This is a genomic window from Stenotrophomonas sp. G106K1 (assembly GCF_037969685.1).
Lineage (GTDB): Bacteria > Pseudomonadota > Gammaproteobacteria > Xanthomonadales > Xanthomonadaceae > Stenotrophomonas > Stenotrophomonas lactitubi.
In genome coordinates this window covers 136,197-157,401 of the sequence record NZ_JBBPFR010000005.1, presented here as the reverse complement: position 1 = coordinate 157,401, position 21,205 = coordinate 136,197, and the positions used below count along the sequence as shown (strand labels likewise).

Annotated in this window: 20 protein-coding genes and 2 pseudogenes; 4 read left to right on the top strand and 18 right to left on the bottom strand. The window is 61.3% G+C overall.

Annotation, left to right across the window (positions count from 1 at the left end):
* Nucleotides 1-42 precede the first annotated feature (42 nt).
* From WKB25_RS07205 to WKB25_RS07120, 18 genes and pseudogenes are all read right to left on the bottom strand, one after another.
* Entirely contained in the window at nt 43-570 is a 528-nt protein-coding gene (locus WKB25_RS07205; RefSeq protein ID WP_340569699.1) for a DUF4189 domain-containing protein, read from the bottom strand.
* Nucleotides 571-609: 39 nt separating this feature from the next.
* A complete protein-coding gene (locus WKB25_RS07200; RefSeq protein WP_340569697.1) occupies nt 610-1,629 on the bottom strand; it encodes a hypothetical protein in 1,020 nt (339 codons plus the stop codon).
* Between the two features lie 565 nt (nt 1,630-2,194).
* Nucleotides 2,195-2,689, bottom strand: a pseudogene (locus tag WKB25_RS07195) (type IV secretion system protein); the annotation flags it as partial.
* Between the two features lie 1,150 nt (nt 2,690-3,839).
* Nucleotides 3,840-4,337 (bottom strand): DUF4189 domain-containing protein, encoded by a 498-nt coding sequence (locus WKB25_RS07190; RefSeq protein WP_340569805.1) that lies wholly within the window; start codon nt 4,335-4,337, stop codon nt 3,840-3,842.
* A 128-nt stretch (nt 4,338-4,465) separates the two neighbouring features.
* Entirely contained in the window at nt 4,466-4,993 is a 528-nt protein-coding gene (locus WKB25_RS07185; RefSeq protein WP_340569695.1) for a DUF4189 domain-containing protein, read from the bottom strand.
* A gap of 43 nt (nt 4,994-5,036) precedes the next feature.
* On the bottom strand, nt 5,037-6,179 hold the full coding sequence (locus WKB25_RS07180) for a type IV secretion system protein (RefSeq protein WP_312106537.1): 1,143 nt from the start codon (nt 6,177-6,179) through the stop codon (nt 5,037-5,039).
* Between the two features lie 83 nt (nt 6,180-6,262).
* Nucleotides 6,263-7,201 carry a hypothetical protein gene (locus WKB25_RS07175; protein ID WP_312106539.1) on the bottom strand — a complete coding sequence of 313 codons (939 nt, stop codon included), beginning with the start codon at nt 7,199-7,201 and terminating at the stop codon, nt 6,263-6,265.
* The gene (locus WKB25_RS07170) at nt 7,131-9,578 is read right to left on the bottom strand and encodes a VirB4 family type IV secretion/conjugal transfer ATPase (protein WP_340569692.1); all 2,448 of its coding nucleotides are present in this window, start codon (nt 9,576-9,578) and stop codon (nt 7,131-7,133) included. Before WKB25_RS07170 ends, WKB25_RS07175 begins: the two co-directional genes overlap by 71 nt.
* An 84-nt stretch (nt 9,579-9,662) precedes the next feature.
* Nucleotides 9,663-9,971 (bottom strand): VirB3 family type IV secretion system protein, encoded by a 309-nt coding sequence (locus WKB25_RS07165; protein ID WP_154880788.1) that lies wholly within the window; start codon nt 9,969-9,971, stop codon nt 9,663-9,665.
* Nucleotides 9,964-10,377 (bottom strand): TrbC/VirB2 family protein, encoded by a 414-nt coding sequence (locus WKB25_RS07160; protein WP_312106544.1) that lies wholly within the window; start codon nt 10,375-10,377, stop codon nt 9,964-9,966. The genes WKB25_RS07165 and WKB25_RS07160 overlap by 8 nt, the downstream gene beginning before the upstream one ends.
* A 493-nt stretch (nt 10,378-10,870) precedes the next feature.
* Nucleotides 10,871-11,410, bottom strand: a pseudogene (locus tag WKB25_RS07155) (lytic transglycosylase domain-containing protein); the annotation flags it as partial.
* A gap of 3 nt (nt 11,411-11,413) precedes the next feature.
* On the bottom strand, nt 11,414-12,457 hold the full coding sequence (gene virB11, locus WKB25_RS07150; protein WP_340569687.1) for a P-type DNA transfer ATPase VirB11: 1,044 nt from the start codon (nt 12,455-12,457) through the stop codon (nt 11,414-11,416).
* A 12-nt stretch (nt 12,458-12,469) separates the two neighbouring features.
* Nucleotides 12,470-13,741, bottom strand: a complete 1,272-nt coding sequence (locus WKB25_RS07145; protein ID WP_340569685.1) for a TrbI/VirB10 family protein — start codon at nt 13,739-13,741, stop codon at nt 12,470-12,472.
* A complete protein-coding gene (locus WKB25_RS07140) occupies nt 13,738-14,517 on the bottom strand; it encodes a TrbG/VirB9 family P-type conjugative transfer protein (protein ID WP_176020365.1) in 780 nt (259 codons plus the stop codon). Before WKB25_RS07140 ends, WKB25_RS07145 begins: the two co-directional genes overlap by 4 nt.
* Nucleotides 14,514-15,539 (bottom strand): type IV secretion system protein, encoded by a 1,026-nt coding sequence (locus tag WKB25_RS07135; protein WP_340569683.1) that lies wholly within the window; start codon nt 15,537-15,539, stop codon nt 14,514-14,516. The genes WKB25_RS07140 and WKB25_RS07135 overlap by 4 nt, the downstream gene beginning before the upstream one ends.
* 89 nt (nt 15,540-15,628) lie before the next feature.
* Entirely contained in the window at nt 15,629-16,075 is a 447-nt protein-coding gene (locus WKB25_RS07130; RefSeq protein WP_025878721.1) for a hypothetical protein, read from the bottom strand.
* Nucleotides 16,076-16,490: 415 nt separating this feature from the next.
* Nucleotides 16,491-18,170 (bottom strand): type IV secretory system conjugative DNA transfer family protein, encoded by a 1,680-nt coding sequence (locus WKB25_RS07125; protein ID WP_340569681.1) that lies wholly within the window; start codon nt 18,168-18,170, stop codon nt 16,491-16,493.
* Between the two features lie 37 nt (nt 18,171-18,207).
* Nucleotides 18,208-18,465, bottom strand: a complete 258-nt coding sequence (locus WKB25_RS07120) for a hypothetical protein (protein WP_025878723.1) — start codon at nt 18,463-18,465, stop codon at nt 18,208-18,210.
* A 122-nt stretch (nt 18,466-18,587) separates the two neighbouring features.
* On the opposite strand from WKB25_RS07120, the gene WKB25_RS07115 reads away from it, so the two are divergent.
* The 4 genes from WKB25_RS07115 to WKB25_RS07100 all read left to right on the top strand — a co-directional run bounded on the left by WKB25_RS07115 (nt 18,588) and on the right by WKB25_RS07100 (nt 21,126).
* Nucleotides 18,588-19,040 (top strand): phosphohydrolase, encoded by a 453-nt coding sequence (locus WKB25_RS07115; protein WP_340569679.1) that lies wholly within the window; start codon nt 18,588-18,590, stop codon nt 19,038-19,040.
* 82 nt (nt 19,041-19,122) lie between these two features.
* Nucleotides 19,123-20,334 (top strand): MFS transporter, encoded by a 1,212-nt coding sequence (locus tag WKB25_RS07110; RefSeq protein ID WP_340569677.1) that lies wholly within the window; start codon nt 19,123-19,125, stop codon nt 20,332-20,334.
* Nucleotides 20,335-20,478: 144 nt separating this feature from the next.
* Nucleotides 20,479-20,748 carry a hypothetical protein gene (locus WKB25_RS07105; RefSeq protein WP_340569675.1) on the top strand — a complete coding sequence of 90 codons (270 nt, stop codon included), beginning with the start codon at nt 20,479-20,481 and terminating at the stop codon, nt 20,746-20,748.
* Nucleotides 20,749-20,877: 129 nt separating this feature from the next.
* Nucleotides 20,878-21,126: a hypothetical protein gene (locus WKB25_RS07100; protein ID WP_340569673.1), complete on the top strand. Its 249-nt coding sequence runs from the start codon at nt 20,878-20,880 to the stop codon at nt 21,124-21,126.
* The last annotated feature ends 79 nt before the right edge of the window (nt 21,127-21,205 follow it).

Here is a 21,205-nt window from a genome sequence, read left to right as displayed (position 1 = left end):
GGAATTGATCACATAAAAACTGGGCTTAACGTGAATGGTGCCCTACCTGATGAACAGATCCGCGGTGCAGGCCGTGTTGGCGATCCTGCATTGATCCTGGGGCATCCGCTTCCACGCCGCCTTCGCGTTGCATTGCTGCATAGCGACAATGACCGCTCCCTGTTCGGACATGGCGGCGGCGACACTGGTGGTTTCAGTACCCAGCCCTGTGTGAGCGACCGCCACGCACTGCGCCTGGAACAGGGTCGCCAACGTGCATTCGCCCTTGCCGAATTCCCTGCACTCTTTCATGGACGCGCGCTTGGCCTTGCCGCGGGACCGCATCGAGTTGCTGATGAAAGTGTCACCGCGGGCATCCATCGCCACGCCGCGCACGGTCTGCGCCCAGTTGGGGCGATTGCTGTAGGGCGAGCCTGTGCTGCTCACGGGGATGGGCGCGCAACCCTGCACACCCTGGCCACCGATGGGATACATGCCCTGCGGGCAATTGCCTTCGGCCATTGCAGTAAAAGGCAGAGAGCCCGCAACCAGCAGCAGGCACGACAAGATAGCTTGGTGGATTCGCTTCATGGCTTCCCTGATTCCCGGCGGCTTGGCCTGTAGCCACGATCAGCGCAACTGCTGCGCGCACGTGGCCCCTTGAGTGGCGTAGTCACGGACGTAGCCATCCATCGTCAGCACCGTGATATCGCAGCGGTTGTTCACGTCACTGACGACATGCCCGTATACGTTCAACCCCTGAACGCGCTCGCCACGATGCAGGTACAAGGTGCGCGAACCATCGGCCCCATTCTCCACACGGTCCGGCGTGCCCCATGTCCGCACGAACTCCTGCTCGGTCTTGCCGATCCACATGTCCATCAGATTGTTGCGGCCCACGCGGTTGGCTGCGCGAAGCGACTCATCCAGAACGCGGCTGGTCTCCTTCTGGCCACGCGCCAGATTCGCTTCCAGACTGCGCTCAGCCCGGTCCATTTCGGCGTCGGTCGGCCGATAGGTGAATGCTGGGCGCGTGCCATCCTTCCACAGATTGCCCCATATGAAATTCGCAGGTGACTGGCCGACGTCACCGATGGGCAGGAAGCCGCGCTTCATCATTTCCGCCGGCTCTTTCGCCTTGGGGTCAGGCCCGACGAGGCAGGCAAAACGCACCAGTTGCACCTGCCAAGGCTCGACTGCCTCGCTGGCCGGATCGAATCTCTCCGGTGGAATATCCTCGATCGCACGGTCGCGCCATTGCACCAGGCTCATCTTCATGGCCACGGTGTTACGCGCACAGTTCACCGAGTACTTCCTGATCAGCCGATTCGGCTTGATCGCGTTCTCGTAAACCGTATTGACCTGGATCTCGTATACCGGATCCGGGCCAGCGAGGGGCTCACCAGGCTTCGGCGGCTTCTTGCGGCGCAATTGCTTCAAGTACGCGTTCTGCTCTTCCTGCGTGGCCGTCTGCAGGAAAGCCATCAGGTCCGAGCGGCTGCTGAGCGTTTGCGCATCCACTACCCACGCTTCACGATTGGGCTTGTCGCCACCGGCGAAGATGACCCAGCTATCGGCGGCGAGTGCTGACGAAGCCAGCGCCAGACCGCCGACCAGCGCCACTACACAGAAGGCGGAGGGATTCTGCATGATTCGTTCCTTCGAATAGCGTGAAGACCAATGCAACGCGGATAGTGCTTTGCAGCAGAGCCTACCGTGTCATGTTGACTGATGTGATCACGATATGTCCATGGCGCCCCCCCTTCAACGCACCTATTGTCGCGGTGCGGCTGCAAAAAAATATCTGGAAAGCCTCGAACTTTGGTTCTGTGCATGCCGAATACACGACACCACAACTCTCCCCCCCTCGAGACTGACAGAGTTCAGTAGCGACCTTCTTGGCAACATCAACAGTCTCTCCGCTCCCAAAGTTCGTACCTTGAGTGCCCGAGCTCGCAGTCTCGGCCGCCGCACACTGGTGCTTGTACGTAAAAGCGATGTCGCAATCACGTGCGCCGGTCGCTTCGCACTCAACCATTGCTGCTTTTTCAGCCTCCTCTTCTTTACCTTCCCGACCGAAACACCTGATGCCCCAAAATTGGACATTGCGATGGCGCCCCAAGTCTTGATCCACCGGCCCATCGCTCTGGGTCCAGTGTCTCCGCTGCTACCCGAAGGAATTGGCGCACATCCCGGTGCCCGACTGTCACCTGAAGGCGCCGTCGAGCAGGAACTTGTTGACCAAGGCGGTGGACCAGAACGCGGCCGAGACACGGATCACCATGTCCAGCGCGATCGATACCATCGCTGCCAGTACCGCCATCGAGAACATCGTGCCGATGCCGTAGAACAGCCATCGCTGGAACAGCTGCTTGGTCTGGTCGAACAGCAGACACAGAATGAACAAGGGACCCAGGCCGATGAACAGCGCCAGCGCGACCTCGTAGAGCAGCAACATCGCACCAGCAGTGACCGCCGGGCCGCCCGTGCCCAGACCGATGAACCACAGCGCCCGGGTCTTGTCCGCCTGCAACCCTGGATCATTCAGGATCTTGATGCCATCAATGCTCGACAGCGCCACCTGCATCCAGGCCAAGCTCTTGTCGATCTGGTCTTCCGGCTGCTGGTCCTTGCCGGTCACCACGTGGGTGATCAGGCCTTTGACGTCCTCGTTGAGGAATTTCTGCAGGTTGCTGCCGAACATCGCCATGCTAGTGGCAACGGTGACGATCAACGCAGCACCGCACACATCGCGGCATCAGCATCCATCAAGAGTGAGGCTACGGAAGGATCAGTACGCCTTGAAATACGGCTCCGTGCAACCGCTGTAAACAACCTTGCACGCCGCCCCCCCCCCCCGTAACTTGACAGTCCTTGAGAGCGCGGGCCTGAGCCACGCCCACATCAGCACCAGTATGGATCTTCGTACCACGCCCCCCACCAGCGGTAGCCGCAGCTACACACGTGTTCTTGAATGCTAGATCGATCCGACAATCACTAGCCCCCCATTGGGCGCACTGTGCGAGAGCATCCCTCTGAGCATCAGACTTGCTGAATTTTCCCATCGAAACTCCCGCATCACCTGACGCGGAGCTGGAGAGCGCGCCCCAAGTTTTGATCCAGCGACCAGTTGGCCTGGGGCCAGATTCCGCCCCCCCCCCCCTCCCGCTGGAATTGGCGCACAGCCAGGCGCTCTGTCATCTCCGATTGGGTACTGACCGGGCGGGCACCTACCCTCTGCCAGCACTGGTCCGGCAACAACCGATAGAGCAGCCATAGTACAAACGACTATCACGGCGCGGAAAATCGGGGCGGTCGATTGAATACCTGATCTGTAGCCGTTTCTCATCTTGAATCCTTTGCTGTGACTGCGATACCTCGCTGCCCCGTATCTTGACTTACACCTGAGGCCCCACTGTTCATGCCCCCCATTCGACTGTAGTCAGCGCCGGAACTGCTGCTATCAGCATGATCTTTCGATTTCGGTGCCGCCGGCGTATACGAACCCGGCGGCTGGCCCTGCGGACCCGGCTGGCCCGCTGCCGATCCGCCGATCTGGGAGTATGGCGCGAAACCATCCAAGGTCCCCTGGAAGAACATCGCCGCCATTGGGGGGGACGCAGTCAGGGTCATGAGGATCAATCCCATGCCTCCCCCCTGCGGTATCGCCTGGCTGGTCATGCCGTCGCTGGAGGCGCCATCGAGCAGGAATTTGTTGACCAACGCAGTCGATCAGAGCGCTGCCGAGACACCATGTACAGCGTACAGCGCGATTGAGATCATCGCTGCCAGTCAGGAAGAAGATCGACATTATTGGCGCTGCAGCCAGCGCCACCATCGGGATGCCAGCTATCGATGCGTCAAAACGCTTCGAATTTTGGCTCTGTGCAGGCTGAGTAAACAACATCACAGCCACGTCCGCCGCGGGAATCGCACAATTTAGTAGCTACGCCTTTGGCAAGCTCTTCCGTAGCTGCACTGCCAAAGCTAGTCCCAGGGGTTCCAGAGCTAGGAACAGCCGCCGCAGCGCACTGATTCTTGTAGGTAAACGAAACCCGGCAATCACGCGCCCCTGAGGTAGCACATTCAGAAACTGCATTCTTCGCGGCGTCTGATTTCTTAACCTCACCAGTGACTGTTCCTGAGGCGCCGGTAGAGGAGGTTGCAATTGCCCCCCATGTCTTTATCCAATGGCCAGTGGCACGCGGCCCTTCCACAGCTCCGCCACCACCAGCAGGGATTGGAGCGCAGCCTGGAGCGCGGCGGTCCCCTATTGGATACTGGCCAGGAGGACATCTGCCCTCCGCGTTCACTTCTCCTGAGAATGCAAGGGCTACACAGACCAAGACAGGCACCATCAGTGAACTTTTGTATGAAATAGGCATCATTATCTCTTAACGTGCTGGCCCATTCTCCATCAGATCCTGTGGCCCCTCATCCTTATCCATCAAGACAAGGTCAATCAGACCTCAATGAATGAATCCATTCAGAACGCTTCAAACTCCGGCTCAGAACAAGCGGAATAAACCGTACGGCACTCCAACCCGCCACCTGACCGACATTCTTTAAGCGCGAGCTCCTTGGAAGTGGCCTCGTCAGCTGATCGCGCGAAACTAGTCCCTCCCTCGCCTGCGCTTGGAACAGCTGCAGCGGCACACTGATTTTTGAACGTAAAGGCTACTTTGCATGCCTTGCCGCCGGCGTTGGTACACACGCCTTCCGCATCCTTTGCAGCAACAGATTTGCTACGCCGTCCCGTCGCCGCACCGGAAGCACCATCGGGGGAAAGTGCAATCGCACCCCAGGTCTTGATCCATCGCCCCGTCGGGCGTGGCCCAGCAGATTCAGAACCCGATGCGGGAATCGGCGCACAACCAGGTGCGCGACTATCGCCAATTGGATACTGCCCGGGAGGACACCTCCCCTCAGCCAACGCAGCATCCGAAAAACAGAAGCCGCCCAGGATAAGGAATGCGCCAATGACGACCCTGAATTTCGAAGAGACAATTGCCATTCTAATCCTTGGATATTTCACGTACATCATTGCCCCACCATCCTCACCTTGCTGAGCCATATATCCCGGGCGTCAAATCATTGTTGCTGGTCGGAGCTGATGGAATTGAGGTATGCACGCGACTGGCATTGGATTCTGTAGTATGCGCAGCACCCTTCTCCGGTGCCGGCGGCGTATACGAACCCGGCGGCTGACCCTGCGGACCCGGCTGGCCCGCTGCCGATCCACCGATCTGGGAGTATGGCGCGAAACCACCCAAGGTCCCCTGGAAGAACATCGCCGCCATTGGGGGAGCGGTCAGGATCAGGGTCGTGAGGATCAGGCCCATGCCGCCCTGCTGCATCGCCTGGCTGGTCATGCCGTCGCTGGAGGCGCCGTCGAGTAGGAACTTGTTGACCAAGGCGGTGGACCAGAACGCGGCCGAGACACGGATCACCATGTCCAGCGCGATCGATACCATCGCTGCCAGTACCGCCATCGAGAACATCGTGCCGATGCCGTAGAACAGCCATCGCTGGAACAGCTGCTTGGTCTGGTCGAACAGCAGACACAGAATGAACAAGGGACCCAGGCCGATGAACAGCGCCAGCGCGACCTCGTAGAGCAGCAACATCGCACCAGCAGTGACCGCCGGGCCGCCCGTGCCCAGACCGATGAACCACAGCGCCCGGGTCTTGTCCGCCTGCAACCCTGGATCATTCAGGATCTTGATGCCATCAATGCTCGACAGCGCCACCTGCATCCAGGCCAAGCTCTTGTCGATCTGGTCTTCCGGCTGCTGGTCCTTGCCGGTCACCACGTGGGTGATCAGGCCTTTGACGTCCTCGTTGAGGAATTTCTGCAGGTTGCTGCCGAACATCGCCATGCTGGTGGCAACGCTCACAATCAACGCCGCGCGCGCCATGTTGGTCACCAGCACCATCATGGAGTCGCGGCTGCGGCCGGTGACGATCCGGAAGCCCTGGATCAGTACCCACAGCGTCATCAGCACCAGGGCAATGCCACCGACCCAGGACATCATACGCCCCATCAGGTCGATGCCGTAGTCACTGATCCTGTCGCGCAGGTAATCCATGATCAGCTTGAAGAAGACGAAATCGCCGATCGACTGGACACGCACCGCGTAGCCCAGCAGATCCTGCAATCCGCCTGAGAAATCAAAGTTGGCCAGCCACCTGATCGTCATTTCCACAATCCCTTGGTAATTCCGTTACTGCAAAGAACGCCGCATCGCTTTGCAGCGCCTGTCTACGTACTAGCGGCCTGCAATCATTTGACGCTGAGCGCGGTCTTCAGTGCGGTGGTCTTGACCATGTCGCTGATCAGCTGCTTGGTCGGGTCCCCCTTCAATGCGGCCTGCGCCACCACCTTCTGGTTGGCCTCCATGACCTCGATATAGGCATCATAGGATTTCATCCGTGCTTCCCAGCTCTGGGCAAGTGCGGCAATGTCATTGGCGGTGCGCAGCGATTCGCTGTCGGCACCCTGCACGGTGCCCTGATCGTTGTTGGTCAGGCGGATCTTGAGGATGCGGGTCAAGGAGTTGTTGATGCGCGGAACGGTCTGGGTCAGGAAATCGATCGCGTCGTTGTACTTGCGGTTCTGCATCATCCGGATGTTGACGCAGATCTGCATCTGCTGCTCCTTCACATCCGCCTGCGGATTGAACACGAACACCTTGAAGGCGGACTCCAGGCTGAAGTCCAGCGCCTTGCCGCAGGTTTCGGCAACCAGATAGTTCGGCGCCACCGGCACCAGCGGCGCGCTGTCGGGCATGCCGAAGCTGTTTACCGCCGCCTGCACCTGGATCAGCGCCTGGCGATACTGTTCCAGCGTGCGGATCCAGCGGGTGTTCTGCTCGACGTACTCGGCCGCGTCCTGCGCTTTGGCCGCGTAGGCGGTCGCCTCAGTCTTGTAGGTGTTGATCTGATTGAGCAGGTGCTGGATAAGGCTGGTACCGGTCTCCTGCACGGGAATCCAGGCGCTGACATTGGCGCTGCCGAGCGTCATCATGGCTGCCACGGCCATCGCTGCAAGACGGGGCGCGCGGCGGCGGGGCGAGGAAGCTTGCTTGGTATTGTTCATATCAGTCTCCATTGATCGGAACTCGTAGTCTTCGGGCAGGCCGTCTCGCGGATCAGGTAACAGTGTCGCGCGCTGCGACAGCCGCCTTGCCCGAGCCCTTTCGATTCTTGTAGAAATCTTCAAGCCACTGTTCCGGCGTCAGTTCATCCACCGTCACTCGTGCGCGTACCGCAGCCGTCTGCAATACGCGATGCATGATGTCGATGTTGTCAGTGGACGCCGAGATCACCGACAGAATGTCGTCCATCCCGCGCAGGTTGAGCTGGCACACGCTGGACGCGTGACCCTGCTTGACCAGGAAGCAGCGCGAGCGCTCATCCAAGGCGGTGACCACCTTGAACTCGGCCTCGGTCAGCTTCAGGCCGTCCAGGTAGTCGCTCTTGCTGGCGTTCGGGTTCGGAAGCAGGATCAACGTGGCAGTCTGCTCGATCAGCGCTGCGGAAATGTCGCTTTTCAGCGCGTCCTCCGGGCTCTGCGTCGCGAAAATGCCCAGGCCATTCTGCTTACGGATGGTCTTCTGCTTGTTCTTGGCGAATTCCTTCAGGCCACCCTCACCGTCCAGAATCTTCCAGAATTCGTCCATTACGTAGATCAACGGACGACCGTCGATCAGCGACTCCAGCCGGTGCAGCAGGTAGTTGATGACCGGCACGCGCACTTCGGGGTTGTCAATGATGTCGGTGTAGTCGAAACCGATGATGTTGGCCTTGCTCAGGTCCACCGTATCGACCGGGTTGTCGAACACCCAGCCCAGCGAGTTGCCCGAGGTCCAACGGCGCATGCGCGCGTACAGGCCGTCGTCGCCCATGTTGGGCAGGCTCTTCTGGAAATTGGTCATGCTGCGCAGGTGCATCGGCGTGTCAAGCATGCTCTCGACGGCGCGGTAGATATCCTCTTCTTCGCGGGAGCTGTACTCGCGCTTGCCTGCCAGCACCTTGATCAGGTCGGCCAGGAACTGCACATTGCTTTCGTTGTTCTCACACTGGAACGGATTGAAGCCGGTCGGCGCGCCGTTCTCCAGGGCCAGATAGTTGCCACCACAAGCACGCACGAAGATCTCCGCGCCGCGGTCCTTGTCGAAGAAGAAGATGGTCGGCGATGGCTCGTACTTCTGCACCTGGCTGAGCAGGAAGTTGATCAGCGCGGTCTTACCGGTACCCGACTTACCAATCACCATGGTGTTGGCAATCGCCTTTTCACCCAGCGAATTTTCCGACGGATGGGTGGCATGGAAGTTGAAGTAGTACGGCTGGCCGTTGGTCGTCTGCAACGTGGTGACGCAGTCGCCCCACGGATTGTTGTGCTGCTTGCCGGTGGCGAAGTTGTGCAGCGGCGACAAGCCGAGGAAGTTCAGCGAGCTGACATTGGCCAAGCGGGTGCGATAGCGCCAGTTGGCCGGGATCTGCGAGTAGAACGACGAGGTAACCGCCAGATCTTCTTTGGTGGTCACAAAGCCAGCGTTGGACAGTTCAGCGCGCGTGGAGGCCACGTTCTGCGACAGCTTTGCCTGACTGTCGCCGTACACCGCCATGATGAAGTGGTACTCACCGAGCACGAAATTGCCGGAGGACAGGTGATCCATCGCCTGGTCCAGCTCGACGATCTGGCTGACGGCCTTGTCACCGGAGGAAATCATCATGCCCTTGGTGCGATCCAGCACCTTCAGCGCGTCCTGGCGCCCCATCGGGCTGAACGAATGGGTGATGACGTACTCAAAATCCAGATACTTCAGGCCGTTGAGGATGCCCGGGTAGGTGCCCTCGGCATACTCCTTGATGTTGAGGATGGCGCCGAAGTGATTGACGCCGTTGGGCGTATTGATCACGAAGTCGCCGGTCTTGGCCGAGAACATGTGCCGGCTGACCGGCAGGTAGTCCTTCACTGGTGCCGACAGCACCGGCACGGGCTCATCGATGCGGTTGATGAGATAGCCGAACAGTTCCAGTGTCTCGGAGAACACCACGCCGTTCTTGGCTTCGTACATGCCCAGGCGGTACGGCGCGTAGTCGCGGATGACGGCTTCGACGTTGCCAGCCAGTTCCATCAGCTTCTCGACGGCCTGTTCCTGCTCGGCACGGAGCTTGTCGACGTTGGCCGATTTCTCCACGAAGCGCTTGCCGGCCACTACCGGCCGGTAGAGCATGGTCAGGTACAGCTCGTTCTGCATGATGCGCTGCGAGGACAGCATGCCCATGTACTGGTCGGACACGTCCTGGTTGAAGCGCTGCTTGTAGCTGCTCTTGCCCTTCAACGTGCGGCGACGGCGGATGTCATGCACCCAGAAGGCGACGTTGACGAAATCCGGCGCGCGCAGCGTCTGCAGCAACCGATTGAAGGTGTTGTGCCGATGTTCCAGCTCCCACTCCTCGCGCCCCACGAACGGCAACCCTTCCAGGTGCCAGGTCAACAGATAATCGCCGCCCGTGGTCTTCACCACGTTCGGGGCTACATGCGAGGACAGAGGAATGAATTCGCTGATGGACGTATCTGGGCTGAACATACGACTGCTTCCAAAGGGTACTGCCGACGAAGATTCGGAGTGGACGAGGTGGGCGTCTGACGCCCACCTTGTCCGATCCAGCCCTCAATCCATTCGGGCTGGCTTGTTGCGGTAGTGATTCGGGTTGAACACCCACATTCCTTCGTGTTCCTGCACGTTGCGAACCCGGAGCTTGAACATCAGCCTCAGGCCCAGCAGCCGGAAGATCATTTCGTCACGCTTGGCCATCTGACGCATGATGAAGATGGCCACCGGAATGGTCAGCAGGAACCAGAAGTTGGTATACATGCTCAGCAGCAACAACCCGCCCGCCACCATGAAAAATGGCAGGTAGGGAACGCCCAGAAACATCGCCGGACGCGTGCAGCCGCGAAACAGTACGTTCTTATGCACTGTAGTACTGAACAGCGTTGTTGATCAGGTAGTACGTGGTGCCGTCGCCGCCACCGCACTTACCATCGCTGCCGTCGCCCAGCAGCATGCGGGCGATCTGGCCGGCAGCACCGATCAGCACGCCACCAATCAGGATCGACGCGACGTCAGAGATGCGCTTGTGCGCGAACGCAATCTGGTAGCCGGCGAAGATGACCGCGATGGTCACCACGGCGATCGAGGCGATGTTCAACAGCCCGTTGATGTTGTTGAAGAAGCCACAGACTTTCTTGTCGGTACCACCGAAGTCGGTGGCGCCGCCGGCAAACACCTGCGGGGCGAACACGGCGCCCACGAAGAGGGTGGCCATCAGCAGGGTCTTCAGCGTGCGCTGGGCCTGGACGAGGTCGAGATTGGATCGCTTCATGGATTGATTTCCTTGTTGATGGACTAACACAACTGAATCGACCAGCCGGGGGACTGGCCGTACCACGACTTCGTCAGAACACGAAGGCCGCATCCCCTGCGGGAATCTGTTGCACCGGCGCTGCCGCTGGCGCGTTGTATACGTTGCCGTTTCCCGCCACAGGTGCGTTCCGCTCGCTCCATGGGCGCAGCATGACCGGGGCATCGTCGCCGGCGACGGCTCCGGGAAGCTGCTGCGGCATGACAGGCCCACCCTGCCCCTGCCTGCCTTGCGGATTCTGCTGCGGCGACTGCGGATAGCCGGCGCCTGCCGAGGCTTCCGGCTGCATCATTCGATCCACCGAGCCCAGCACAACGCGGGACAGCGCCTGATCGGCAAGATTGACCAGACTGCTGCGCGCCATCGCACCGGTAGACGGATAGACGGTATAGGCGCGTGCCGGATCGTTGGACGGCACGTACACCGGAGTACTGGCCTGGGCGACGATGCGTGCCTGTGCCGGAGACGCCAGTTGCGGGTGATGCTCCACCTTGACGGTACGGCGCTCACCACGATTGATCACGTCGATGGGCGCAACGCCATTGGAGGCAACCCGCTGGCCACGACGGATCGAGTCATAGACCTTCTGCACATAACCGTGGCGGAAGCCCGTTTCGAAGTTGCCCGAGTAGTAGCAACTGAACGACTTGCCCCAATCCTTGCCCGAGCGCTTGTAGCACTCGGCCAGGATGCGGGAACCCGCCTGCAGGTTCGGGCACTGCTGGAATGCCTTTTCGTACGAATCCAGGCCGTACTTGGCCAGGTTGTAGCGATTGACCTGGGCCAGGCCGATGGAGAAGTTGTAACCCTTCTCCTCCAGCATGCGCACGGTGGCGAGCGCTTCGTCCAGCGCCTTGGGCTGGCGCGCCAGTGCACCACCAACCACGCCAATGGCGTAGGGGTTGCTCGAAGATTCCACGTTGATGACGTGCTGCATGACGTCCATCGAGACGGCCATCTCCGGGCACGCCATCATTTCAAGTCCTGGCAACATCGCTCAGCCCTCCTGCCCCTGGGTGCGCCCAGGATTGAAATCGATACCGGTGATATAGCGCGAGCCTGCATGGGCCTTGATATGCACGACGATGTCGATGGTCATCATCAGCAGACGCTTGATGACGTTGAATTCCAGACCTGAACCTTCGGTCGACGCCTTCACCATCAGCGCCAGCTGGTCCCAGGTCTGCTCCGGGCTGCCGGCGTGGCAGCTGGTGATCGAGCCGGGGTGACCAGACGCGCAATTACGGATGAAGTAGAACGCCTCATCGCCGCGCAGCTCGGCGAGGATGATGCGTTCGGGCTTCATGCGCAGGCAGGCTTCCATGCAGCTTTTGGCCGTCACGTTGCTGGCACTCTGCCCGCCCTTGGAATACAGCAGGTGCACGACATTGGGTTGGGTCAGAAACAGTTCGCGCGCATCTTCGATGGTGACCAGGCGCTCGCTGTCCGGAATATGATTGACCAACGCCTTCATGAAGGTGGTCTTGCCGCTACCGGTGGCGCCAGAGACGACGATGTTCTTGCGGTACATCACCGCCCGCCGGAAAAATTCAGCGTACTCGCGGGAATGCCGCAGTTCCAGCAGCTCGCGATCCTGCTCGCTGACCCCACCATCCTGCTCGAGGATCTGGTTGAAGAAGCCATCCTCGTGGTACTGGGTGAGCGACTTGGTGTGCTTGGACGGCAGACGGATCGTGATCGACACCTTGCCTGCGTCGCAGGCCGGCGGAATCACGAACTGCGCACGCTGCCCGGTCGGGAAGGTCAGCGACACAACCGGGTCGGCATCGGTAATGCGCTGACCAGTGTTGCTCTCGTTGACCACCGCGGTGCAGAACTGCCGGGCCCGCTCGAAGGTCAGGCTCGGCACGCTCACGTGCTGCCACCCTGCCCGCGTCTCCAGGTACAGCTCGCCCGGACGGTTGATGCAGATTTCCGTCACGTCAGGCGAAGTCATGTACTCGGCGATGCCCAGCACTTCGTACTGATAGCGCAGGAAATCGCTGGAGACGAGGGCGAGGGGCGACACTTCGGCGTCCATGATCGTTCTGGTTTACCGGCGCGGGTTCAGCACGCTGGTGAAATCAACGTCCTTTGCGACGTAGACATTCACGATCGTGCCCTGGTTGATGGTGACAGTCGGCGGACGACGACCTTCGCTGAGGGCCTCATTGGCCAAGCGCTCCATGGTGCGCGCGGTGGCGCTCTCATAGGGCGAGCGGACAGCGAAGCCGTTGCTGGCGACGGTGGTCGACTCTGGACCGTGCTCTGCGGCAGCGTATTTGAAGGCGTCAGCGATCAGGCTGATCATCAGGGCCGACGCGATGCGACTACCCCAGTGGGCGCTGTACTGACCCGGATGACCGGCGCCACCCAGCTGGTCCACGCCAGGACTCGACATGGCTACGTCGATGCCGTTCGGGGTCGTGATGCGATCCCAGATGACTTCCACGCGCTTCCCGGTTGGGCCGCCACCGTATGCACCATAGATCTTCGAACCCTTCGGCAGCAGCAGGTTGCGGCCGTTGATCGAATAGACCGGCTCGGTCACCAGGCAGGAGGTATAGCCGGCGATATCGGTGATGATGCGGGTTTCCAGCACGCAGCGCAGATAGGTGCCGCGCACCAGCAGGGCATCCGGGCTGCGGATGAAGCTGGCGCTGGACACGTCTTCCACGTCCGGTCCGCGACGGACCTTTGCCGGCGCCGCCTGGTTGTTGGGCAGCTGGGCCAGCATGGCACGGGTGTACTCATCCATGCCGCGGCCGCCATTGCCGCCATTGCCCCCGTTGCCATCCTGTCCATCACCACCACCCACCCCGCTCCCGGAGCCGATGCGGCGGTCCAGCAAAGTCGGGCCACGGTCCATCTCGCGTGCCGAATCGGACTGGGGAACGAACAGCGGGGCGGAATCCAGCGGTGGCGGCGGCGGTAGCGGCGGCACCATCTGGATCGGATCGGCAGCAGCCTGCGGCGGTGGTGTAGCCGTCGGCAGCTCAGGCGTCACTGCGCGCGCGGTCTTGTTGACGTCCGCCGGGGCATCCTTGTCTTCCTGCCCCTTGCGGAACAGCAGGAAGCCCATGGCCACCAGCAGCACCACGATGCCGCCCAGGAACAGCAGCGCCTTGCGGTTCAGGCGTTGTTCCTCGGCCGAGCGCAGCTGCGGTGCACCAGCGTCCAGATCCGGCGCAGGGCCGGCCTGGGTGTTGTCGAAATAGGGATTGGACGACGCCTCGGGCGCAGCGCCAGAAACGCTGCCGTACGGGCTCTGGCTATCGTCGCGCCCGTTGTTTGGATCGCTTCCGGGAGTGTTCTGCTGGCTCATTTCTTCACGTTCCTTCGCAGACCAACGACGAAATCGCCGTGGCGGATGACCAGGTACGGGTAGGTCCCGTGGACGATCAGGGTGTTTCCTTCGACGGTGGTGTTGACCACGAAGTCCTCTCCGTATTCCTTCTCGCGACCGAACACGGCCGGGAAGATGCCCGTCTTGTATTCAGGTGAGTTCGGCAATTTCAGATAGGTGAAGCGACCATCGTCGTAGGCGTTGACCGGAATCAGCCACCCCATCTTCTTCGCCTTGCTGGTCGAATAGGAATAGTTGAAGTTGTATTGGCGATCCTTGGCCAACTCTGTGCTCAACAGCGGCTGCGCCTCTTCCTCCACGGCCTCCTGGGCAACACCGAACACGGTGTCGTTCGGGTAGCTGAAGGCGATCTTGTACTGCACGCCGGCACGACGGGCCTGCTCGAGCTGGCGCCAATCGGTCGCCACCACCTTCAGTTCGAAGATGTACGAATGGGTCTCGGTGCGCACCATCATGTTGGTGTCGACGTCGACGTTTTTCGGCTTGATGTAGAACACGTTCTCGCGACGGGTCAGCTCCCAGCCGCTGCTGAAACCGGTGCTGTAGTCGAGGATTTTCTCGTTCGGGCTCAGTTCGATCTGGGTGGTCAGCCCCAGACCGGTGCGAACCGGATAGATGCGGTCCTTCTCATACTCGTAATGGTCTACCGCCTGTGCCATCGCCGCGGTGGAAAACACCAGCGACAGCAACGACAGCAGCGCCAATGCGCTCCCCCTGACTTTTCGACTACTCATCGGTTGCTTGCTCCATCAGCATTTCCGGTGGAATTGTTCGGCGCCGGCGGCATGGCCTGCCCCTGCTGCATCGGCTGGCCCTGCATCGGCTGGCCTTGCATCGGTTGCCCCTGCATGGGCTGGCCTTGCATCGGCTGCCCCTGCTCATTGACTGGCACTGCCACAGGTTGGCCCGTTGCAGGATCAATCATGGTTGCCGCGGCAGGGTTGTTCGGATCATAGATGCCCTGTGCCTGCTGCGCGGCCTGCTGCGCCTGCGCCTGCATCGCGCCATCGTCCGGCACCGGCACGCCACGTGCGTAATCGTTGTCCACGCGGTATTCGGTGACCTGGAAGGCCAGCGGATTGAGTACACGATCCTGTTCGGACAACGCCAGGTTCTGGTTGTACTCGAAGCGCATCGTCACCAGCTGGTTGTCCAGATAGGTCGCCGCGCCACTACGCTTGTCGAGCAGGCTACGCTGGATGCGCACCGAAGCGCCGCGGAAACTGCCGTTCGCCTCAGTACCCAAGGGGGTGATGCTGAGGATCTTGACCCGGATCGCTTTCTCGCGACCGTACATCACGAACGGGTTCTGCGGGTTGTTGCCGGCATAGCGCTGACGCATGCTCTGGGCGACAGGACCGCTGGACATCACAAACACCAGCTCCCAGTCACGCAGGCCCATCACCGCCGAGTCATACGACTCGCGTGCCAGCACGTACTGGGCGACGTTGCTGCGGTTGACCGCTTCGTTGGTGGTGATCGTCTCGCCCTGGAACGTGCCGCGCAGGCGCGCGACCGTCGCCGTACCCGTATAGGCATCGGCCATCACCAGGAACGGCACCTTCTCCTTCAGCGGCAGCATGTAGTAGTAGCCGCCGGCCAGCGCCAGCGACATCAGCAACGAACCGGTGGCGACCCACCAGGCACGACGCTCGCTGCGCCGGGCCATGTCGGCCACGGTGATCTCGTAGCTGACCGCCTTGGCGACCGACTGCTCGACCTTGGGGCTGTTGCCTGCATCCTTCTTGCGGAACATGGGTTCTTCCGTACTGCTGAAACATCAATGGGCGTGACGCCCCTGCGCCAGGCGCGGGGTGCGGCACGTTCGATGATTTCGACGCGGTCTCAGCTGCCGCTGCTGGCTTCGGGATCCTGGGCCGACGCGGTCGGCGTCGATCCAGCGCTCTGCACGACGATCTGGTTGCCGACGATGGAGACGGAAACGCCCTGCGCCGCATAGGCCGCCGTGAGATCAATCACGGCCTGCTGTGCGTTGGTGGTGTCGATCTCCGACACCGCGCCATACAGGGTGAAATCCGAACTGAGGCGATAGTCCAGCGTGCGGCCGGAATCCTTGGCCCAGCGCTCGAGCATGGCCTTCAGCGTGCGATCCATCGGCGACGCCTGATAGACATAGCTGGAGTACAGCGGAATCTCGGTCGGAGCCGTCGCAAAGCGGTTGACCGGCTTCCAGCGCCCTCCGAAGTCGGGTGCGGGCTTGGTAGCACAACCTGCCACCATCAGCGCCGCCACTGCGGCGATGGACATTTTTGCAATAAACGCCTGATTCATACGGGCTTCACTTTGACGTACGAAAAAGCAGTCCCGATGTTGGTCCCTTGGTCGTCCGGCACTGCGCGATGCACGCCGGAAACGTAACGAATGCACTGCTTGACAGCACATGGGCACGGTTCCCCTGCAGCTCGAAAGCTGCCAACCAAGTCGCGTGAAGCAACCTCATCCGAGGCCCCTCTCACGCACCCTCACCAACGTCGGAACCATCCCTGTTCCCATGGCTGAAACTCCTGGCCACTCTGAAAGCATGACGAATCACACAGATTCGCAGGCCATGCATAGATTCGCACAACCACACGTCAATTCCATGTCAGACAAATCTGAAATCTACCGACGTATGGCATTTTTTTGACGTGGCGCACTAATTCACTTCCATGAATTCGTGCATTCGTCACACTTTCATGTCTGCAACTTAGACATCAAGCATCGGCACGTCAACCTTTGGCAGTAGCCGTGACGTGAAATAACGATCCTTGTAATAGCGAATCTTGTCGCACTTGACCGGATGCGGGATGCCTTCGTACAGGAAGACTTCCTTGTCCGGCCCCATCGCCTTGAGCTCCTGCGGCAGCATCAGCGCGCGGCGCTCCTCGGTGAAGCTATGGGTCTTCTCACGTGCGTGGGTAACGTTCTTCTTGCGGATGGTGGTGTAGCCCAGCATGTCCGAATAGTCGTTGGCATCCTGCTGTTCGCGCGGGGCGTACAGAATCTGCAGCGCATGGTTGGTAATGATCGTGCGCGAGACTTCACGACCATAGGTGGCATCAAGCTGCGACATGCTCTGGATGATCGGCAGCAGGCGCACGTTGTAACCGGCCATGTAGGACACCGCCGAGGCGATGATTTCGACCTTGCCGATCGAGGTGAATTCGTCCATCAACAACAGGCACTGGTACTTCAGGTCCGGATTGGACTTGGGCAGTTCCTTGGTATTGAGGTTGATCAGCTGGCTGAAGAACAGGTTGATGATCAATCGGCTTTCGGCCAGCTTGTTGGGCTGGATGCCGATGTAGATGGTCATCTTCTTCTTGCGCACGTCGGTGAGCAGGAAGTCGTTGGTGCTGGTGGCCTTGTCCAGCACCGGGTTGATCCAGGGATTCAACGGTTCCTTGAAAGTGCCCAGGATCGAGGCGAAAGTCTCGTCGGCCTGGGACAGCATGTTGGCGAACGCCGAGCGCGCGTTGCTGCTCAGGAATGGGCGCTCGGACAGGCTCTTCAGGAACTTCTTCAGGTCGCTGCCATCGCCGGAGGACAGGCGGTAGACCGCACCCAGGGTCGGCGTACCCTGCCCGCCCGGGAAGCCGCTGCTGCGCTCGTCATCCCAGTTCTCGAACAGATACAGGGTGAAGGCGATGAAGGCATTGCGCGCCTGGCTGATCCAGAACTTCTGATCTTCCGAGCCATCGGGATAGAGCATCGCACCGATGCTCATCAGGTCCGAGACGCGGAACGCCGGATCGTCGGAGACGTAGCTGAGCGGGTTCCAGCGATGGGTACGGCGATCTTCGGCGAACGGGTTGAACAGGTAGATTTCCTGGCCCTGGCTGGCGCGCCAACCACTGGTCAGGTCGAAGTTCTCCTGTTTGATGTCCAGCACCACCAGCGATTCGCCGTACTCCAGCAGGTTCGGGATGACCACGCCGACGCCCTTGCCCGAGCGGGTCGGAGCGGCCAGGATCACGAACTGCTGGCCATCCAGCCGCACCAGCTTGCCGCCATGGCTGCCTACCACGATGCTCTGGCCGCTCTTCTTGAACATGCCATGTTTGGCCAGATCTGCGCTGGTGGCAAAGCGCGCGTCACCGTGCAGCGAGCGCTTGTCCTTCTTCAACAGCACGACCAGGCCGACGACGGCCAGCACCAGCAGCGGCAGGCCAAAGCCGAGGTAACCGGCCCATTTGATCTTGCCCACGAACGGGGCAACCTGCGGCTGGCCGATGGCGTGGAAATACTGGTAATAGGTATTCCAGGTGAGCAGCTTGGTATCCAGACCAAGCAGCAGCAGCGTCAGGTAACCGGAAAGCACGAACCCGAGCAGCAGGGTCGCCAGCGTGATGATGGCAATGAGCAGATACTTCTTACTGGACAACACCCGAATCCTCCATGATGCGCCCCATGGGCGCGACGGCTTAGCGGCGGCGTCGCTGCGACGCCTTCCTCCGCAGGTTGACTTCATTCTCCAGCCCGGGCTCCACGCCCTCTTCCCGCACCAGTTCCTCAAGGTACCGGCGCGCATCGGCCAACGACATCAGGTCGGTCAGACGTTCCCCACCGTCGACGATGACCGCATGGCCGACCACATCGCCGGGAGCGTACACCGGCTCGTGGGTCACCGCTACCAGACGGAAGCGCCCGCGTAGTTCCAGCTGATGGGTGTATTCCTGCATGTCTCACCTCCCTGATGGAATCCAGATGCCATTCCTGCAGCGTCCGATGATGCCTGCATGGCCGTGGTGGCGGCATGCAGACAGTCCGTACGACAATACACGCTTGCACCGGGGAGATCGCAATGGACTGGGTAGCACGCGCTCGCACGCTGGCGATGGAGGCCCATGCCGGCCAGGTCGACAAGGCAGGACACCCCTACATCGGCCACGTTGGCCGGGTGGCCGCTGCCGTGCGCGGCGATGATGAAGCCGAGGCGGTGGCCTGGCTGCATGACGTTGTCGAGGACTGCCCGGCCTTCGCTGCGCAGGTGCAGGCCTTTCCCGCCCCGTTGCAGGAGGCGGTGCGGCTGCTCAGCCGGACGTCTGCGGCGGATACCGACACGTACTACGCACGAATTTCGGCGGATCCACTCGCACTGAAGGTCAAGCTGGCCGATATCGCCGACAACGCCGATGAAGCGCGGCTGGCATCACTGGATGCCGCCACCGCCGAGCGCCTGCGTGACAAATACCGACGGGCCCTGGCGGCACTTGGCCAGCCGGCCACGCTGGCAGCACCACCCATCGAACACTGATTTATCCCCAGCCCGGCTGATGCCTGTTGCGGTGCAGCAGTACAATGGGGTGCTTCCCCGCCCCCTTTGCGCCCCCCCCCGCATGAGCCCCAATTCCCCTCTGGCCGCTCGGCTGACGCCGCGCCAGCGCACCCTGATCATCCTCGCCCTGTCATTGGGCGGCTTCGCCATCGGTACCAGTGAATTCGCCAGCATGGGCCTGATGCTGGAGATCAGCCGCGGCCTTTCGATCAGCGAAACACAGGTCGGCCACCTGATCAGCGCTTACGCCATCGGCGTGGTGGTGGGTGCACCGATCCTCGCCTTCGTCGGCGCCAGCTTCCCGCGCCGCAAGCTGCTGCTGGCACTGATGGGCTTTTATGCCGTCGGCAATCTGGCCAGCGCGTTGGCGCCGAACTACGGGACGATGCTGGTCGCGCGCTTCGTCGCTGGCCTGCCGCATGGCGCCTACTTCGGCGTGGCGATGCTGGTGGCGGCCGCAATCAGCCCGGCCGGCCAGCGCGGGCAAGCGATGTCGCGCGTGCTGTTGGGGCTGTCGGTGGCGATCCTGATCGGTAATCCGCTGACCACCTGGCTGGGCCAGCAGCTGAGCTGGCGTACCGCCTTCGCCCTGGTCAGCGTGCTGGCCATCGCCACGGTGGCGATGATCGCGCGCTTCCTGCTGCCCGATCCGGATGAGGTGCGAACCTCCCCGATGCGCGAGCTGCGCGCATTCAACACCACCCAGGTATGGCTGGCGCTGTCGATCGGCGCGGTGGGCTTTGCCGGCATGTTCTGCGTGTTCACCTACCTGGCACCGACCCTGGTGCAGGTGACCGGCGTGGCCGAGTCGTGGATGCCGCTGGCGGTGGGCGTGTTCGGCATCGGCGCGATCATCGGCAACATCGCCGGCGGCTGGCTGGTCGACAGATTCCACTTCAAGGCCGCTGCGGTGGTGCTGGTGTGGTCGATCGTGATGCTGCTGCTGTACCCGCTGGCTGCCGAATCGGTGTGGACCATCGGCCCGATGATCATCACCGTGGGTACGATGGGCGCCCTGGCTGCAGTGCTGCAGACCCGTCTGATGGACGTGGCGGGTGAAGCGCAGACCCTGGCTGCCGCCTCCAACCATGCGGCGTTCAATACCGCCAATGCACTCGGCCCGTGGCTGGGCGGGATGGCGATCAGCGCCGGCTTCAGCCCGGCCACCACCGGCTACGTCGGTGCGGCGACGGCGGTCGGCGGCCTGCTGCTGTGGTGCGTGTCGGTGATGCTGGAGAAGAACCGCAAGGCCGCTGTCGCCGCCGGTCGCTGAGCTTGGAAGCGGTTTACGGCGAGTGCGACTGAGGCAGTAGCGCTTGGGCTGCGGCAACCACACTGCAGGCTGACAAACACACGGCGTAGATCCGCCTTGTTGCAGAGTTGCGCACGCCAGCTCCCCAAGCGCGACACAGCCCACATGCACCGCCAGCTTTCCCCCACCTGCCACGATGCGATTGCCCTGCGGGCCGGCGCGCTGGGCAGCGTGCTGGGCGTGGCGCTGTTCAAGGCCTTTGCGCTGTCCGCCGCTGCGGCAGGCTCGATGATGACGGTGGCGCTGTGGATGCTGGGATGTGCGCTGCTGGCAGCGTGGGCGCTTGCGGCCTGCCTGACCTGCCTGGCATTGAGCCGGCGCGTGTTCGTGTTGATGCTCGTGCTTTCGACGGTGTTCCTGACCTGCATTGCCTGATGGACAGTGGGCAATCCTCGAGTATCTCCACACTTGTTACTCAATAACAAGTGCTGCCAGTCCGATTGCGCGTGTGCCAGGTCACGGATTGAATCCGATGGCCAGACCGGCCCTCTCGAGATCCCCCTTATGCGCCTCCTGCAGCCCCTGTTCCGCTCCGCCCTCTGTGTCCTAGCACTCGGTTCGATCAGCGCCTGTGCCACCTATGACGATTCAGTCATGCACGCGGCCTGCCAGGAGTCGCCGCATGTGAAGGACCTGCCGCCTGAGGTTGCCGCCCGCGAAAGCCGATGCAGCAAGAGCGTTGAGGTCTGGTCGAGCGAGCGCAAAGGCAGTGACCAGCCGCTGGACCTGAGCGGCAAAAAGAAGGATCTCTGAAAGACGGCGGCGCAGCCCTGCGCGGGCTGCGCCTGACCTCAGACGGGGCAGCCCGCGGATGATGCCGAGGCGCGGCTGG

Excerpts from the sequence above, each read along its gene's own strand:
- WKB25_RS07130 (WP_025878721.1), bottom strand. The coding sequence starts at position 16,075 with ATGAATCAGGCGTTTATTGCAAAAATGTCCATCGCCGCAGTGGCGGCG.
- WKB25_RS07200 (WP_340569697.1), bottom strand. The coding sequence starts at position 1,629 with ATGCAGAATCCCTCCGCCTTCTGTGTAGTGGCGCTGGTCGGCGGTCTG.
- WKB25_RS07110 (WP_340569677.1), top strand. The coding sequence starts at position 19,123 with ATGAGCCCCAATTCCCCTCTGGCCGCTCGGCTGACGCCGCGCCAGCGC.
- WKB25_RS07160 (WP_312106544.1), bottom strand. The coding sequence starts at position 10,377 with ATGAAGCGATCCAATCTCGACCTCGTCCAGGCCCAGCGCACGCTGAAG.
- WKB25_RS07205 (WP_340569699.1), bottom strand. The coding sequence starts at position 570 with ATGAAGCGAATCCACCAAGCTATCTTGTCGTGCCTGCTGCTGGTTGCG.
- WKB25_RS07135 (WP_340569683.1), bottom strand. The coding sequence starts at position 15,539 with ATGTTCCGCAAGAAGGATGCAGGCAACAGCCCCAAGGTCGAGCAGTCG.
- WKB25_RS07120 (WP_025878723.1), bottom strand. The coding sequence starts at position 18,465 with ATGCAGGAATACACCCATCAGCTGGAACTACGCGGGCGCTTCCGTCTG.
- WKB25_RS07100 (WP_340569673.1), top strand. The coding sequence starts at position 20,878 with ATGCGCCTCCTGCAGCCCCTGTTCCGCTCCGCCCTCTGTGTCCTAGCA.
- WKB25_RS07105 (WP_340569675.1), top strand. The coding sequence starts at position 20,479 with ATGCACCGCCAGCTTTCCCCCACCTGCCACGATGCGATTGCCCTGCGG.
- WKB25_RS07140 (WP_176020365.1), bottom strand. The coding sequence starts at position 14,517 with ATGAGTAGTCGAAAAGTCAGGGGGAGCGCATTGGCGCTGCTGTCGTTG.
- WKB25_RS07170 (WP_340569692.1), bottom strand. The coding sequence starts at position 9,578 with ATGTTCAGCCCAGATACGTCCATCAGCGAATTCATTCCTCTGTCCTCG.
- WKB25_RS07185 (WP_340569695.1), bottom strand. The coding sequence starts at position 4,993 with ATGGCAATTGTCTCTTCGAAATTCAGGGTCGTCATTGGCGCATTCCTT.
- WKB25_RS07115 (WP_340569679.1), top strand. The coding sequence starts at position 18,588 with ATGGACTGGGTAGCACGCGCTCGCACGCTGGCGATGGAGGCCCATGCC.
- virB11 (WP_340569687.1), bottom strand. The coding sequence starts at position 12,457 with ATGGACGCCGAAGTGTCGCCCCTCGCCCTCGTCTCCAGCGATTTCCTG.
- WKB25_RS07180 (WP_312106537.1), bottom strand. The coding sequence starts at position 6,179 with ATGACGATCAGGTGGCTGGCCAACTTTGATTTCTCAGGCGGATTGCAG.
- WKB25_RS07190 (WP_340569805.1), bottom strand. The coding sequence starts at position 4,337 with ATGGTGCCTGTCTTGGTCTGTGTAGCCCTTGCATTCTCAGGAGAAGTG.
- WKB25_RS07145 (WP_340569685.1), bottom strand. The coding sequence starts at position 13,741 with ATGAGCCAGCAGAACACTCCCGGAAGCGATCCAAACAACGGGCGCGAC.